The organism is Devosia sp. Root436, from assembly GCF_001426345.1.
GTDB lineage: Bacteria > Pseudomonadota > Alphaproteobacteria > Rhizobiales > Devosiaceae > Devosia.
On record NZ_LMEM01000003.1, the window covers coordinates 1 to 14,785 of the forward strand.

The 14,785-nt window shown below is 59.2% G+C and carries 12 protein-coding genes and 2 pseudogenes; 10 read left to right on the plus strand and 4 right to left on the minus strand.

The features are described 5' to 3' along the window. From ASD04_RS04650 to ASD04_RS04660, 4 genes are all read left to right on the plus strand, one after another. The coding region (locus ASD04_RS04650) for an ABC transporter permease (protein WP_056253297.1) at positions 1–594 on the plus strand (594 nt) is incomplete at its 5' end. A 340-nt stretch (positions 595–934) separates the two neighbouring features. Next, positions 935–2,539, plus strand: a complete 1,605-nt coding sequence (locus ASD04_RS04655) for an FAD-dependent oxidoreductase (protein ID WP_056253300.1) — start codon at positions 935–937, stop codon at positions 2,537–2,539. 388 nt (positions 2,540–2,927) lie between these two features. Further along, positions 2,928–3,050 (plus strand): FAD-dependent oxidoreductase, encoded by a 123-nt coding sequence (locus ASD04_RS19815; RefSeq protein ID WP_244488249.1) that lies wholly within the window; start codon positions 2,928–2,930, stop codon positions 3,048–3,050. A 131-nt stretch (positions 3,051–3,181) separates the two neighbouring features. Next, positions 3,182–4,504 (plus strand): FAD-binding oxidoreductase, encoded by a 1,323-nt coding sequence (locus tag ASD04_RS04660; RefSeq protein WP_056253301.1) that lies wholly within the window; start codon positions 3,182–3,184, stop codon positions 4,502–4,504. A gap of 83 nt (positions 4,505–4,587) precedes the next feature. On the opposite strand, the gene ASD04_RS19820 is transcribed toward ASD04_RS04660, so the two are convergent. Then, positions 4,588–4,848, minus strand: a complete 261-nt coding sequence (locus tag ASD04_RS19820; protein WP_244488250.1) for an FCD domain-containing protein — start codon at positions 4,846–4,848, stop codon at positions 4,588–4,590. Positions 4,849–5,103: 255 nt separating this feature from the next. Here ASD04_RS19820 and ASD04_RS04670 point away from each other — a divergent pair. Next, positions 5,104–5,729 (plus strand): annotated as a pseudogene (locus tag ASD04_RS04670) (haloacid dehalogenase type II). Between the two features lie 143 nt (positions 5,730–5,872). On the opposite strand, the pseudogene ASD04_RS19825 reads toward ASD04_RS04670, so the two are convergent. After that, positions 5,873–6,015, minus strand: a pseudogene (locus ASD04_RS19825) (IS5/IS1182 family transposase); the annotation flags it as partial. Positions 6,016–6,351: 336 nt separating this feature from the next. Here ASD04_RS19825 and ASD04_RS04675 point away from each other — a divergent pair. The 5 genes from ASD04_RS04675 (at position 6,352) to bhcA (ending at position 13,378) form a co-directional block, all read left to right on the plus strand. Beyond that, entirely contained in the window at positions 6,352–7,068 is a 717-nt protein-coding gene (locus tag ASD04_RS04675; RefSeq protein WP_056253304.1) for a GntR family transcriptional regulator, read from the plus strand. 680 nt (positions 7,069–7,748) lie between these two features. Then, entirely contained in the window at positions 7,749–10,130 is a 2,382-nt protein-coding gene (locus ASD04_RS04680; RefSeq protein ID WP_162245104.1) for an FAD-dependent oxidoreductase, read from the plus strand. Positions 10,131–10,276: 146 nt separating this feature from the next. Then, a complete protein-coding gene (locus ASD04_RS04685) occupies positions 10,277–11,026 on the plus strand; it encodes an electron transfer flavoprotein subunit beta/FixA family protein (RefSeq protein ID WP_056253311.1) in 750 nt (249 codons plus the stop codon). Further along, positions 11,026–11,982 carry an FAD-binding protein gene (locus ASD04_RS04690; protein WP_056253314.1) on the plus strand — a complete coding sequence of 319 codons (957 nt, stop codon included), beginning with the start codon at positions 11,026–11,028 and terminating at the stop codon, positions 11,980–11,982. Before ASD04_RS04685 ends, ASD04_RS04690 begins: the two co-directional genes overlap by 1 nt. A 220-nt stretch (positions 11,983–12,202) precedes the next feature. Then, positions 12,203–13,378, plus strand: a complete 1,176-nt coding sequence (gene bhcA, locus ASD04_RS04695) for an L-aspartate--glyoxylate aminotransferase BhcA (protein ID WP_056253317.1) — start codon at positions 12,203–12,205, stop codon at positions 13,376–13,378. On the opposite strand, the gene ASD04_RS04700 is transcribed toward bhcA, so the two are convergent. Beyond that, entirely contained in the window at positions 13,351–13,860 is a 510-nt protein-coding gene (locus ASD04_RS04700; protein WP_056253320.1) for a hypothetical protein, read from the minus strand. The two genes, bhcA and ASD04_RS04700, sit on opposite strands and share 28 nt — an antisense overlap. A 580-nt stretch (positions 13,861–14,440) precedes the next feature. Beyond that, on the minus strand, positions 14,441–14,785 hold the full coding sequence (locus ASD04_RS04705; protein WP_056253322.1) for a RidA family protein: 345 nt from the start codon (positions 14,783–14,785) through the stop codon (positions 14,441–14,443).

The window sequence follows — 14,785 nt, forward strand, 5'->3', positions numbered from 1 at the left end:
GGCTTCTTCGCCATGGTGCTATCGACATTGGTGGGCACGCTTGTGGGCGTCATCGCCGGTTATCGCGGTGGCTGGGTTGGTGCTGTGCTGATGCGCGTGGTCGACGGGTTTCTCGCCTTTCCATCCATCTTCCTGCTCCTTGCGTTGGCCGCCGCTTTGCGTCCCAGTCCGTTGATGGTCACCGTCCTCATTGCGGTGACCAGCTGGATGCAAGTTGCCCGTATCGTCGAAGCCGAAGTCCGCTCGCTGCGCGAACGCGAATTCGTCCTGGCGGGTCGCATGCTGGGGCTGAGCGGGACGCATCTCATGTTCCGCGAGATCCTGCCAAATGCCGTGGGACCGATCATCGTAACGGCCACCTTGACTGTCGCCCACGCTATCCTGCTCGAAGCCTATATCAGCTTCCTGGGCTACGGCATTCAGCCGCCGGTACCAAGCTGGGGAAATATGCTCCAGGGGGCCCAGCAATATCTGGGCAACGCACCTTGGTTGGCGATCGTACCCGGCGCCATGATCACTATTGCGGTGACCAGCTTCAACTTCATCGGTGACGGTCTGCGTGACGCTCTGGATGTGCGCGGCGATCAGATTTGATCGCCTCTCGACCAACCCGAAACCGAACGGAAACCAGCCAAGTGAACGGGGCAAAGGTCGCTGATACCAACACGCCTTACTGGTAGGAGGCGGCGCCCGNAACACTGCCGCATGGATGATCGCCATCCACCCGTCGAGCGGCTGAGTGCGCGGCGATCAGATTTGATCGCCTCTCGACCAACCCGAAACCGAACGGAAACCAGCCAAGTGAACGGGGCAAAGGTCGCTGATACCAACACGCCTTACTGGTAGGAGGCGGCGCCCGTGAGGCCGCTGCCGCAGCCTTCCGGTGGTATTAGATGCGGCCAAGATTACAAAATAATCAGGAGACCACAGCATCATGTCCCAATCTGAGCTTGAAGCGTTGGATGGCAGTGAGTTCGACGTACTTGTTGTCGGCGGCGGGATCAACGGTTCTGCCACTGCGCAACATCTGGCATCCGCTGGCTATTCGGTGCTGCTTGTCGACAAAGGTGACTTTGGCTCGGGTTCCAGCAGTCGCTCCAGCCGCAGCCTCGGAAACGGTATGAATTACCTGGCATTGGGACACTCTCCATGGGATCCCCTGCTACGACCGGGGCGGTTCATTTCTGGCTGCCGGATGGCCAAAGCGGCACTCTCCAACCGAGCCCAGTTTGCGCGCGAGACGCCGGATCGTCTTGCACGGATGGGGTTCGTCTTTCCGATCATAAAGGGCGGATCAGTCAAACCCTGGCAGTTTGACGCGGGGGTACTGCTGCTTCAGTTGTTAGGCACAGGCGGGCAAAAGCTGAATTACCGCCGTGTTTCAGGGCGTGAAGCCAAGAATATGCCAATTGTGGAGTGGATGCGCGAACCAGAGAGGATCTCCTCCATCGCGATCATCGATCATTTTCTCTACCGTTCACCCGAGCGCATCGTGGTGGACACGGTTCTGGATGCTAAAAATCTTGGCGCGTTGACCTTAAACTATGCCGCTTTGTCCCGACTGGAACAGAAACCCGATGGGAATTGGAAGGCAACTATAGTCGAGTCCGGCACCGGCGCGGGTGAATCGGAAGCAACTATAAAGTGCCGCATGGTCTTTAGTATGGCCGGCGTCTGGATCGACGAGGTCAATCGTATGGCACCCCGGCAGGCGCCCCAAATGATCGCGGGAACCAAGGGCGTTCATGTAATGCTCCAACTGCCAGAGCATTGCAGAAATAAATCATGCGTTTGGTACAACCGCAAAAACGAGTACATGTATATCTTGCCATGGGGCAATCTTCACTATCTTGGTCCCACCGAAACGCCGTATGAAGGTAGCCTAGACGACATCCGACCAACAGAGGCGGACATAGACTGGATTTTGGATGAGGCGGCGTACTGGATGCCAGGGATGGGGCTTCGCCGCGAACACGTGATTTTCTCGTGGGCGGGGGTTCGACCTTTGACCAAATCTGTCGGTCATGGCTTGAGGAGACGCGTTATGCACGATCTGGCCGATCAAGGGATGCCTGGTTTATACGCGATGACCGGCGGACCGCTCAACAGTCATCGATCGGCCGGGCAAGACGCGATGGCGATCGCCAAAGCATATCTCTCCCCCAGCGGCGCCGCAAAGCAGCTATCATATGCCGCCAAGTTGCCACCAACCGGACGAACATGGCAGCTGTTTGAAAATTTTGTGCCGACCGTGACGCCTGAGGAGGTCCGCAACGCGGCACGAGAGGCGACGCCACGAAGCTTGGTCGACTTGATGTTTCGTCGCCTGCATATGGGGTGGTCGGCCGGCATGGGGCTGTCTGAAGCACCATGGGTTGCTGAAATTGCCGGGGAAATCCTAGGCTGGGATAAGACGCGCACGGTGCGGGAGGTCAAGGACTATGCTGAGTATCTAAAGCGCATGCACCTGTATGACCCCGCTGGCCCAGAAGTTCCAATCGTCGGAGGCACGCTTCGGCAAAGCGGTGAACTAGAATGATCCCGCAATTAGTCCGTCACCTCCAATTGTGCGCCAGCACTAGGAAGCAACGCTAATGGGACGGCCGCTCCGGGTGGAGACGCACTAACCTGGTAGGCAGTCCATGCCAGAACGTCCAGAAGTTGGACGAGCGCGCCAATCAGCGTTATTTTGTTCTGCGCTACGGCGAACTCCAACACCAAATGTCTCGCGATCCGTCGTCCTCTGAACTGCCTGGGCGGTAGATTGAGGTGGTCTGTCGTTTGCGGGCAGCGGATCTTTTTCCAATAGAGCGCGACATGTCTGGGTTAAACGCGCCGTTCTTTACAGATGATGCCGCCGCCGCCCGTTTTGGGATGAAGCCCGTCCGAACGGGAGCAGCGCCGACGAACTGACCTCCTCCACGGAAGTGGCGATCATCGGGGGTGGCTTCACGGGCCTCAACGCCGCTCTTGTCCTTGCAAGGGCCGGTAAGCAGGTCACTGTCTATGACGGCGACGCACCGGGCTGGCCAGCAGATCGTATCGGTTGAGCGACCAAAATAACCGTGCACCCGGCGAAGTCCTGAGTGATTTCGGCACATTCTTTCGAGCGGGCGATGCGATTAATGAGGGTAATCGGAACTTTGCTTCCGCATTTTTAGCTGCCGAGGTTGGTTGGAATATGTCGCCTAGGGTCGAACGCATTCACAGCGACGAACGCCTCCCGGCCGAGGTCGATGTCGTCATCGTAGGCGGCGGCATCCTCGGCTCCACGGCCGCGTATTTCCTGGCGAAGCGTGGCCTGTCTGTGGCTCTACTCGAGAAGGGCCACATCGCCTGTGAACAATCGAGCCGAAATTGGGGTTGGTGTCGCCAGCAGAACCGCGACCGGCGCGAGCTGCCACTCTCGGTTCTCTCCATGCGGCTATGGGACGAGCTGACGCGCGATATCGGTCGGGACCTCGGATTTCGACGCTGCGGTCTCATCTATGCGACGCACGACGAGGCGGTGCTCGCCGGCTGGGAAAAGTGGCGCGAGGTCGCCAAGGAGTACGACGTCGACACCCGATTGCTCAGCCGGGCTGAGCTGGCCGAGCGTGTCCCCGAAGCGCGCGGCAAATGGGTCGGCGGGACCTATTCGGAACGGGACGGCAAGGCCGAACCTGCACTCGCCGCGCCGGCTATCGCCGAGGGCGCCAGAGCTCTGGGCGCCACGATCCACCAAGGATGCGCCGCGCGAGCGCTCGACTTGGCCAATGGCAAGATCGCGGGCGTACACACCGAGAAGGGTTACGTTAAAACCAGCGCGATCCTGTGCGCCGCTGGCGCCTGGTCCTCGCGCTTCCTGAGGCCGCTCGGGATCAGTTTCCCCCAGGCGAGCATCCGGCAGACCGCGCTGCGTTCTACCCCGACAATCAACATAGGCGAGGCGATCTCCACACCCTACTGTACGATCACGCGTCGCCTGGATGGAAGCTATACGCTCGCCATCAGCGGCAAAGCGAACCTAGAAATCACGCCCCAGGCTATCAGGTATAGCCGCGAATTCATGCCGCAATTCTTCCGTCGCCTGAAGAACGTCAGGCTCGGCATTGGCCAATCGTTCCTTTCTGGACCGGATTCACTGTCGTCCCTGCTGGCCAGCGACGATCGCATCTTCGAACAGAACCGGGTGCTGGATCCTCCACCCCTGAAATGGCTGATAAGCCAGGTGGTGGAGAGTGTCCGGACGACCTTTCCCCAACTGGGCGATATAAAGATCGACAGTGCCTGGGGCGGGTTCGTCGATTGCACGCCGGACGCGGTGCCGGTGGTGTCGCAGGTGGATGCGGTGGAGGGCCTAGTCCTTGCGGCGGGCTGCTCGGGCCACGGCTTCGGTTTGGGCCCTGGGCTGGGCTATCTGGCCGCAGAGCTTATTGCAAACGACAAGCCAAGCGTCGATCCTACGCCTTTCCGCCTATCACGGCTGGTTGACGGCTCGAAGCTGGACATCGCCGCTATCTGAAGAACTCCCGAAAGTAAGGCCCGATGGGCACCAAGTCTGGTACTACGGCGCGCTGAATAAGATCGGTGATGGGCGCCTCGGCGTCACCGCTGATCGAGCAGCTTGATCTGAAGATCTTCCCAGTGCTCCTTGAACGCGTCCCGGGCCGTGTCGTAGTGGCGGCTTCTTAGGCTGGTGATCATTCGTTCGTGCTCTTCCGCCATTTCTTCAGGCGTGCCGTAAAAATCCTGCCGCTGCGCGAGGAGAAGCTCGATCTCGCCTTCAAGGCCCGAATAGGTTCGCTTCAACCGAGCGCTGCCGCTCGCCGCGATGATGGCGCGATGGAAGTCACGGTCCGCGGTCACTAGCGCGGACCTGTGGGGGACAGGGTCGTATGCATGACCGCAACCGCCTCGAGCGCCAGGGGGGGAATGATCCCGGTCAGCACGACCAAACGAATGGCCTCGCCTTCTATGCGCCGCGTACGCGTGTGATGTCGACAATGTCGTCCGGTCCGAATTCGGGCAGCACGAAGCCTCGGTTCGGTATCTGGCGCAACAGGCCCTGCGTGACGAGTATCTGGGCTGCGGTACTGCTACGGGACGCTGACCAATTTCGACATGGCCGGCGCCGCGCGGCGCGTGTATTCCGAGCGTCTCTCTCCCGAGGCCATGGCCAGCTTCGTCGAGGCTTTCAGGGCTATCGCCTGGACGAGGTCCTGGGCGCATGGAAGCCTTTCGCCGAGGTAGTTCACAATGCTGCGGAGCGCAGCTGCAAGCGCATTGGTATCCCGTTCAAGGCCGAAGACGCGCAACGCATCAACGACGAAGTGCCGACCAGGGGCCCGCACCCGGACGTTCCGGCAGGACTCATCAAGGTGGCCAAGGAAATTCCGCTGGTGATCCTGTCGAACTCGATGAACAACCTCATCATGTCGAATGTGGAAAAGGTCGGTGCGCCCTTTCACACCGTCATCACCGCCGAAGAGGTTGGCGCCTATAAGCCGCTGATGAAGGGCTTTGAGTATAGGATCGACAAGCTCGGCTGCGGTCCCGAAGACATTACCCACGTATCGTCCTCTTTCCGCTATGACCTGATGCCGGCCTATGACCTGGGGATCAAGAGCAAGGTCTGGGTCAACCGCGGCCACGAGCCCGCCAATCCGTTCTACGAATATACCGAGATCAAGGATATCGGCGGACTGGCAGCAGCCGTGGGTTTAGAGCCGGCCCTAAGGAGCGCCTGAAGCTGCGTCGGCAGCCTGCCGTCTAATCGAGAATGGGGGGCGGTCTGTCCGCCCCCCTTTTTGCGAATCGGGCAAAGTGCCGCGACAGCCAGGTTGAGGCGGGCGCCCAGGCTATGGTGGACCGGTGGCGGGTGGAACGGACTACCACGTAGCGGGCCCAGCGTGTCGACGACGATGCGGCGCTTGCGCCCCGTCATCTTCTTTCCTGCATCGGATCCTCGGATTCCGCCGCTCTCCGTCATTTTTGCGTTGGCCGTTATTTAACGTCCGCCTTCGGGCTGACTTCCCACCTTTCGGTTCGTGCGCCGGTACGACAAGTTTGTTGTTTACAGCGCGCAACTGAAGTATTTTTTTGCATAGTCGAGAACGGTAGGTCCTTTGGCAAGCAGCCGGCATGCGCAGCCCCGCTGATGCGATGTAGAGCAGCGCGTTCACGACCTTGCGCCGGTCCGTCCGCGCGACCTATCCGGTCGGCACCCATCAGGGGCGCGCAATTAGCCCCATGCCGGACTTCACAGCCCCGACCGAAACGCGGGTCGGGCAGCGGTGTGCAACCATCTCCATCTGTACACAAAGCCGTCCACTGGATATCATACAACTCCGGCAATTTTGCGAGGAACGCATGAAAACTGAAGCCAAGCCCAAACTGGCCCGATCGGCTAGCCGAGTTTATGATCGTGTCCAACAGATGGCGATCACTTATGCCTTCAAGCCAGGTGAACGAATCAATGAGGTAGAGCTAGCAGCGAAACTGAACGTGAGTCGTACTCCGTTGCGGGAATCACTTAATCGGCTGGTTGCCGAGGGATTCCTTGTGGTGAAGCCCAACCTCGGTTTCTTCCGCCGGTCTCTGGATCCCGAGGAGGTATATCACCTCTATGATTTGCGCTGCTCACTAGAGGTCCAATCCAGCAAACTGGCAGCAGAACGGGCAACCGATGAGGCTATGGAAAGCTTAGTTCAAATGGTGTCGGCCGAGGAAGAGCCGGACAATGAACTTGAATTGCTTCGCCAAGATGAGGCCTTCCACATTAAGATTGCGGAACTGACCGGCAATCCAGAACTCGTCAACATGCTGCGCGGCGTGAATAATCGAATTCACTTTGCGCGTTGGATCGATAGGCGCGCGCGGCGCAATTCGCGCGAGGAACACATTGCCATCGCGCGCGCTATCGCTTCACGGGATCCGGATGAGGCTGGTCGATTGATGGATAGCCATATACGCCGCCGCTATCAACAGATCGTGGAAATCATCAAAATCGGCTATGGCGAAATATTCGCAGGGGCGAACGAAATTAGCAGTATCAGCGCGGATAACAGTAAGACTGCTGCAGAATGATTGTAACGAAGTAGTTGGGCTGCGCCAGCGCAGAAGGCATCGTTTGTCCAATTTCAACCTACGGAACGCCGACTGCACGCGATTCGTCATCTGTCCTGGTCCCTCCGCATCAACGTCTCCGGCCTCGGAGTATGCTCCCTGCCAAGATGGAGACAAGCGCCCTTCGTCGGCTCGGCCTGCAAAAGGTCATTGAGAGGTCCCAGGTTGGACCCGCGTCTCAGTGTTGAGAATGGCGTCGGTGACAGTAGGGTTTGCGATCAAGTCAGGTCACTTCGCCACCGGGACTTGGCGGTGGTAGATCGGGCGTGGAAGGCCGCGATCAAGTCGGCGACACCTAGGTCCCCGAACAGCTGTGGGAACGCGCGCGCGGCGACACAGCAACGCAGAGAAGCCCAAAAAACGGCGTGCCTATTTTTGTGTGTGTCGTTCTGTCTACACTTTTGTATTGCGGACCGGAGGCATTTCTGCAATTCTCCTACCAGTAGCGGTCGAAGGCGAGTACCAGGAGCTGTCGGGGTCGGTCGATCATGCCGCGCGCGACTGCGCTAGCAGTTGTCGATCTGTCAATTTGCAGGGTGAATTCCCGACGCTGCTAAGCGTGGGTGCCTCGGCATGGCCGCGTATGCAACTATTCTCCTCGCCGCAGGCGAAGAGACTTCAAAATGATTGGGAGTTTCCAGATGAAGAGTCATGCTCGTGTCGTCGTGATCGGCGGAGGCGTTATCGGTTGTAGCATCCTCTACTACTTGGCCAAGAACGGTTGGACAGATGTGGTGCTGATCGAGCGCATGGACCTCACCGCAGGAACGACCTGGCACGCTGCTGGAAACGTCTCTCTGGTAGACGGCAATCCAGCCGTCAATCAGTTTAATGTGCTCGCTCATAAGCTCTATCGCGAAATGGAGAACGAGACGGGAGAGCATCTCGGTTGGACCCGCACGGGATCAATCCTGATCGCAAAGACAAATGATCTGCTTGAGCGATACGCGAGCCGCACGGAAAGCGCTCGAGCGGCCGGCATCGACTATCACATGATCGGTCCTGACGAGATCAAGAAGCTGCATCCTCTGATGGAACTCGACGGTATTCTCGGCGCAGCCTACATACCAGACGAAGGGGTACTTGATCCGAGCATGACGACCCACGCCTTTGCGCGCGCTTCGCGCGCCAAGGGCGCGGAGATATATCGCCATACCAAAGTTACTGGTCTGACTGAGCAATTGAATGGTGAATGGAAGGTTGGCACTGACAAAGGCGATATCATCACCGAGCACGTGGTGATTGCCGCTGGCTTTTGGTCGCCAGTCATTGCGCGGATGGCCGGCGCACACGTTCCAATCGTGCCGACCGAGCGGCAATATCTTGTCACCGACGAGGTGCCGGAGCTCATGGAACTTGATCGCAAGGTGCCAATGCTGCGCGATTTCGCGGTTCCGTTCTATGTTCGCCAGGAGCGCAATGGTTTGCTCGTTGGCGTGCACGAGCCGCATACACCGTACTGTTTCCTCGACGGAATTCCTGACGACTTTGGTCAAGAGCTCTTTCCGGTAGATCTGGAACGGGGCGCTCATAGTCTCGAATCCGCAATCGCGCGCGTTCCTGCGCTCAGCAGGGTTGGGATTAAGACCGAGGTTTGTGGTCCAACGAGTCGTACCCCGGATTTGCAGGGCCTGATTGGTCCCATACCCGGACTACGGAACGTTCACATATCGGCGGGATTCGCCAACGGCATTAGCCAGGGAGCCGCACTGGGGCACGTCGCCGCCGAATGGCTGATCGAAGGCAGTCCGAGCATCGACGTCTCTAAGTTGTACGCGAGCCGCTTCGGCAGTTACGCCAACAAGCGGTTTATTCGCGCCATGCTAAGCGAAGCGCATGTGTTTGGAACTGTTGATCTCTCAGGAGAAAGGTTAGCGGGTCGGCCGGCGCGGACGAGCGCGCTTTACGATCGCTTCAAGGCTAAAGGTGCGCATTTCTCAGCCCAGCTCGGGTGGGAAACGCCTATGTGGTTCTCGCGAGGCAATGCGCGTTCAAATGGCGTCGAGGAGGCGCGCGCCGAAGCACTAGATGTGCGCGAAAGCGTCGGCATTCTCGATCTCACGGCGCTTGCGAAGTATGAAGTATCTGGACCAGCCGCCAGTACCTTTCTTGACCGGCTCTGCGCTCGTCGTCTCCCCGCCGTCGGAAGTATTGTTTCCACCCCCATGCTCAATGAGCGCGGTCAAGTGATGTGCTTCACGACAATCGCGCGCATTGAGCCTGATCGTTTCTATTTGACTGCTGCTCCGCAAGCGGAGCTACACCATTACTCTTGGATGAATGAACAATTGCCGCGGGACGGAAGCGTACAGCTTGAGAATGTCACCGGTCGCTATGGAGCATTGCTATTGTCGGGGCCAAGAGCCCGCGAAGTACTCGCTAAAGTGAGCGAAGCGAACTTGTCCAATGAAGTTTTCCCTTGGTTGACGGTCTCAGATATCGATATTGCGTACGGTCGCGCGCGCGCGTTGCGCTTCAACATGGTCGGCGAGCTTGGATGGGAGCTTCACCACCCTCTCGAATATCAGACCGGTATCTACGAAGCGCTTGCGGCCGCGGGTGAGGAATTCCAAATCGTTGATTTTGGATTCAAGGCTTACGACACACTGCGGCTCGAGGCTGGATGGCCACTCTGGGGCGCAGACTTCAACTCAAGTCAGACAGCAACTTCAGCGGGTCTCAGCCGCTTCGTCGATCCCAGTAAAGAAGGCTTTATTGGTCGTCGCGCGATCCTCGATACGGCACAACCCGTGCTCTCTCGCCTCGTCCACATATCGTTCGATCTCGATGGATCTCCCCCCGAAATGGGCAGCCTCTTGTTCGACGGCGACGACGTGGTTGGACATGTCCACTCGTCGGCCTATGGGCCATCCATAGGTTCGGGCATCGCGTTCGCTTCCGTAAAGGATGGTTTCGGGAGGGGTGGCAAGACCATCAACTGCTTGGTGCGAGGCAGTAGACTGCCCGTAAACATTCTGGAGCGTGCCCTGCATGATCCAGAGAGCCTGCGTGTCAGTAGCTGAGGAGGACATGACGATGCTTCGTCCGAGCATCTTCGTACTGTCGACGCGTGTCAACGCATGGATCAATCGCCGCTCCGGGGGAATTGGGGCCTCGACGTAAGCGCCGTCTGGAGAGTTTTCGTGTTGGAACGGGAGGTTGTGTTTTGATGAAAGTACTCGTAGCCGTGAAGAGGGTGGTGGATTTCAATGTGAAGGTCCGGGTGAAGCCGGACGGTTCGGGGGTTGAGCTTTCGAATGTGAAGATGGCAATGAACCCGTTCGACGAGATCGCTGTAGAAGAAGCATTGCGCCTGAAGGAGGCCGGCAAGGCGAGCGAGGTGATAATCGTCTCGATCGGGCCACAGCAGGCGCAGGAGACGATCCGCACTGCGCTCGCCATGGGCGCCGACCACGGCATCTTGGTAAAGGTCGATGGCACGGTCGAGCCCCTTTCAGTGGCGAAGATTCTCAAGGGTGTTGTCGAGGCCGTGCAACCGGACCTTGTGATCCTGGGCAAGCAGGCAATTGACGACGATTGCAACCAGACCGGACAGATGCTGGCGGCATTGCTTGGCTGGCCACAGGGCACTTTTGCCTCGAAGGTCGCTGTCGAGGACACTGCTTTCCTGGTCACCCGAGAGATCGACGGGGGCTTGCAAACGGTAAGGCTCAACAGGCCGGCAATTATCACAACCGATCTGCGCCTCAACGAGCCACGTCATGCGTCGCTGCCGAACATCATGAAGGCGAAGAAGAAGCCGGTCGATGAGAAGACGCCGGGCGATTACGGCGTCGATGTCGCGCCGCGCATTCAAGTGCTCAAGACCACAGAACCGCCAATAAGGCAGGCGGGGGTAAAGGTTGCAAGCGTCGCCGATCTCCTCGCTAAACTCAAGAACGAAGCCGGAGTCCTCTGATGAGAACGCTTTTGATTGCCGAGCACGACAACACGACGCTCAAAGACGCGACGAATAGGACGCTCACGGCCGCAAAGGCGATGGGCGGCGACGTGCATGTCCTCGTTGCGGGCAAGGGCTGCCGACCGGCGGCTGAAGCGGCCGCCAGGCTCGACGGCGTCGCCAAGGTCCTCTTTGTCGACGATGCCGCTTACCAGCATGCGCTCGCTGAGCCGCTTGCCGCGCTCATCTTGTCGCTCGCCGAACCGTATGAAGCGATCATCGCGGCGGCGACCAATTCAGGTAAGAACTTCATGCCCCGCGTCGCGGCGCTCCTTGACGTCATGCAGATCTCCGACATTCTGAAAGTCGAGGGGCCTGACACCTTTGAGCGGACTATCTACGCCGGTAGCGCCATCCAGACAGTGAAGTCGAAGGACAAGAAGAAGGTAGTTACAGTGCGAACTGCCGCCTTCCCAGCGACAGGCGAGGGCGGCATTGCCCCAATCGAAGAGGCGAAGGTAGTGAAGGTACCGGCTATCTCGAGCTTTGTCGGTGAGGAGGTTTCCAAGAGCGAGCGACCGGAACTCGCTGCGGCCAAAATCATCATCTCAGGCGGCCGAGCCATGCAGAGCCGTGAGAACTTTACCAAATATATCGAGCCGGTTGCAGACAAACTCGGCGCGGCTATGGGCGCCTCGCGCGCGGCGGTTGATGCCGGCTATGCACCCAACGACTGGCAGGTCGGTCAGACCGGCAAAGTGGTGGCGCCGGACCTCTACATCGCCGTCGGCATTTCCGGCGCGATCCAGCATCTCGCTGGCATGAAGGACTCCAAGGTAATCGTTGCCATCAACAACGACGAGGAGGCCCCCATCTTCCAAGTCGCCGACTACGGCCTCGTCGCCGATCTCTTCGAGGCCCTCCCTGAGCTGGAGAAGCAACTGATATCCCTGGCAAGCGACTCAGCGAACTGACCCTTCCTATTGCCTCACCGATTGATGTCGAAGGAATCGTTGGCGACTGTGCCTATCTCGTATTCCTGTCACGGGGGCACGAGGCGCGGGCAAGCGCGTGGCCCGCGATAACATGTTGATATATCACAACAATTGCTCCTATACACAATAGAAAAAATCTCAATAAATTACCGGGCGGAGCAGCCGTGATTATTGTCCCTTCATCCGGAGATCAACCGTCATGAGCAGCCAAAATCCAATCTTCATCCCTGGACCTACGAATATCCCGGAAGCATTGCGCAAGGCTGTCGACATGCCGACGCTCGATCATCGTAGCCCGGTGTTCGCCAATATCCTCCGCCCCGCACTCCGCGGCGTCAAAAAGGTTTTGAAGAGCGAGCTGGCCGAGATAGTAGTCTTCCCGGCAACCGGTACGGGCGGTTGGGAAGCGGCGATCGGCAATACACTTTCGGTTGGTGACAAGGTGCTGGCAACACGCAACGGTATGTTCAGCCATCGCTGGATCGACATGTGCCGCAAGCACGGGCTCGATGTTATCGTGATCCCACAGGAGTGGGGCGAAGGCATTCCCGCAGACCGCGTGGAGGAGATTCTGGCCGCCGACGGATCCCACCGGATCAGGGCTGTTCTCGCTACTCACAACGAGACGGCGACGGGCGTGCGTTCTGACATTGCAGCTGTGCGCAGCGCCATCGACGCGGCCGTGCATCCTGCGATGCTCTTCGTCGACGGCGTGAGCTCGATCGGCTCGATGGATTTCCGCATGGACGAGTGGGGCGTCGACATTGCCGTCACGGGCTCGCAGAAGGGCTTCATGTTGCCGCCGGGGCTCGCGATCCTCGGCCTATCTGCGAAAGCGATGCAGGCTATGCGCGAGGTGGGTTTGCCGCGCAGCTACTTCGACATGCGCGACATGGTCGCCGCCTATGCCGCGGGGGGCTTCCCGTACACACCACCGGTCGGCCTGCTGAACGGCCTGAAGGTCGCCACTGAGATGCTACTTGCAGAAGGTCTTGAAGACGTCTTTTCACGGCACCATCGTATAGCGCAAGGCATACGCTGTGCGGCTGGCGCCTGGGAATTGGAGCTCTGCGCGGTACGACCGGAGCTTTATTCCGATACCGTCAGCGCAATTCGCGTTCCGGACGGATTTGACGCAAACAGGCTCGTGGCGCATGCGCTCGACGCCTATGGCGTCTCATTCGGCACTGGGCTAGGGGAGTTGGCCGGCAAGGCATTCCGCATTGGTCATCTGGGCAGCCTGACAGAGGCGATGGCTCTTTCTGGTATTGCCACAGCCGAGATGGTCATGGCGGATTTGGGGCTGCCGGTCAGGCTGGGTTCAGGCGTAGCGGCCGCCCAGAAGTACTATCTTCGCGGTTGTAGTCGAGAATGACAGCAAAGCCACCCGGTAAGAAGGGGCGCCACTGCCGCAGCCAAACTGAATGACATCAGGGTGAACCTGATCGCGGCCGTCTTCCGGCCCGACTGGCTGAGGCCGATGGCTGCGAGTGTCGGAACGTCGAGTTTCGAAAGGAAGTCGCACAGCGTGAAGCAGGCCGTTGCGATGCCGAAGTTGGGAGCGAGCGCGGCGAGGAACAGCAGCAGGTTTGCGGGGACGCGCCCACAAAACATCGTGCAGCCGAGGCCCATGCGGCGGCTGATCGGCGCCGCGAGAAGCTGAGCCGCCGCGGCCAAATTTCCCGCCGTGAAGAACAGGGCCCCGCTCTCCATTATCGTATCGCGGAAGCGGTTCGTAAGGATCAGAGCGTTGAAGCTGAACCTGCCGCTGAACGCGTCGACGGAGATGATCGCAGTCAGCTGCAACTTGCTGAGCGAACCGGAAGCAGGGCGCGCTGGCGCGGCGCTTCCGCTCATAGATCGCGCAGACGGCAAGGCCCAACCGGACGTAGCGGACAAAAATAACCGTCGAAGTCGTCCATCCGCAAAGCGCCCGCGAGGGAGCGATCAGCGAAGGTAGGGTGGCCGTCCGTCGATCAGTAAGCCTCCGGCGGAGTCCTCGCCGGATGCTTACGTCGATCAGCGGACTCCCGCGACAACCATGCCGTGGCGGACGACACAGAGCAGCGCCCTCAGGCCTAGGCGTGGGGGCGTGAGCCCCGGCAGCGCCCGAGGTGAGGGCCAAGGAACATATAGGAGATGATCATGCCGACTGCTGCGGCGTCGAAGCCACGCGAAGGTAGAGCGGGAGCAGCAATGATATTTAGCTGCCGCAGGAGACCCGGACGGTGCGGACGCCCAGGATTGACCTGAGAGACCATTGTGCCTCACGGAGGCCGACCGTAGTCACCGCTATCGCTCCCCTGGCCGCGTGATGTGCCCAGGTCGGTCATCGCAGGTCTCGGCGGCTACGCCTGGTTGGGAGACGTCGCGACCAAGCAATCATGTCCTGCCCTCAGCGTGATTGGCGTATTTTCCTTAGACCCGCTCCAGCCGTTCAGACGGCGCAAACGAAAACGACCTCGATGAGCACCGACGGCCCCAGGTCGGCAACTCCGATCGTCGCTCGCGTGGGCAGCGTCTCTGCCGGGAAACTCGCTTTCCAGGCTTCGTTCATCTCGGCCTTCATAGACATGTCGGTGATGTAAACCGTGGATTGAAGGATGCGGCCCATGTCGGAACCGGCTTCGCCCAGGATATCGGCTAACCGGTCCGAGATTTCCCGTGTCTGGCCACCAATAGTTTGGCTTAGGTTGTTGGCGATAAGGCCGCTGACGTAGAGCGTATCGCCGTGCCGTACAAAGCGATGGAAGAGGGGGGTCTGCTGGCCTCGCTGTATCAT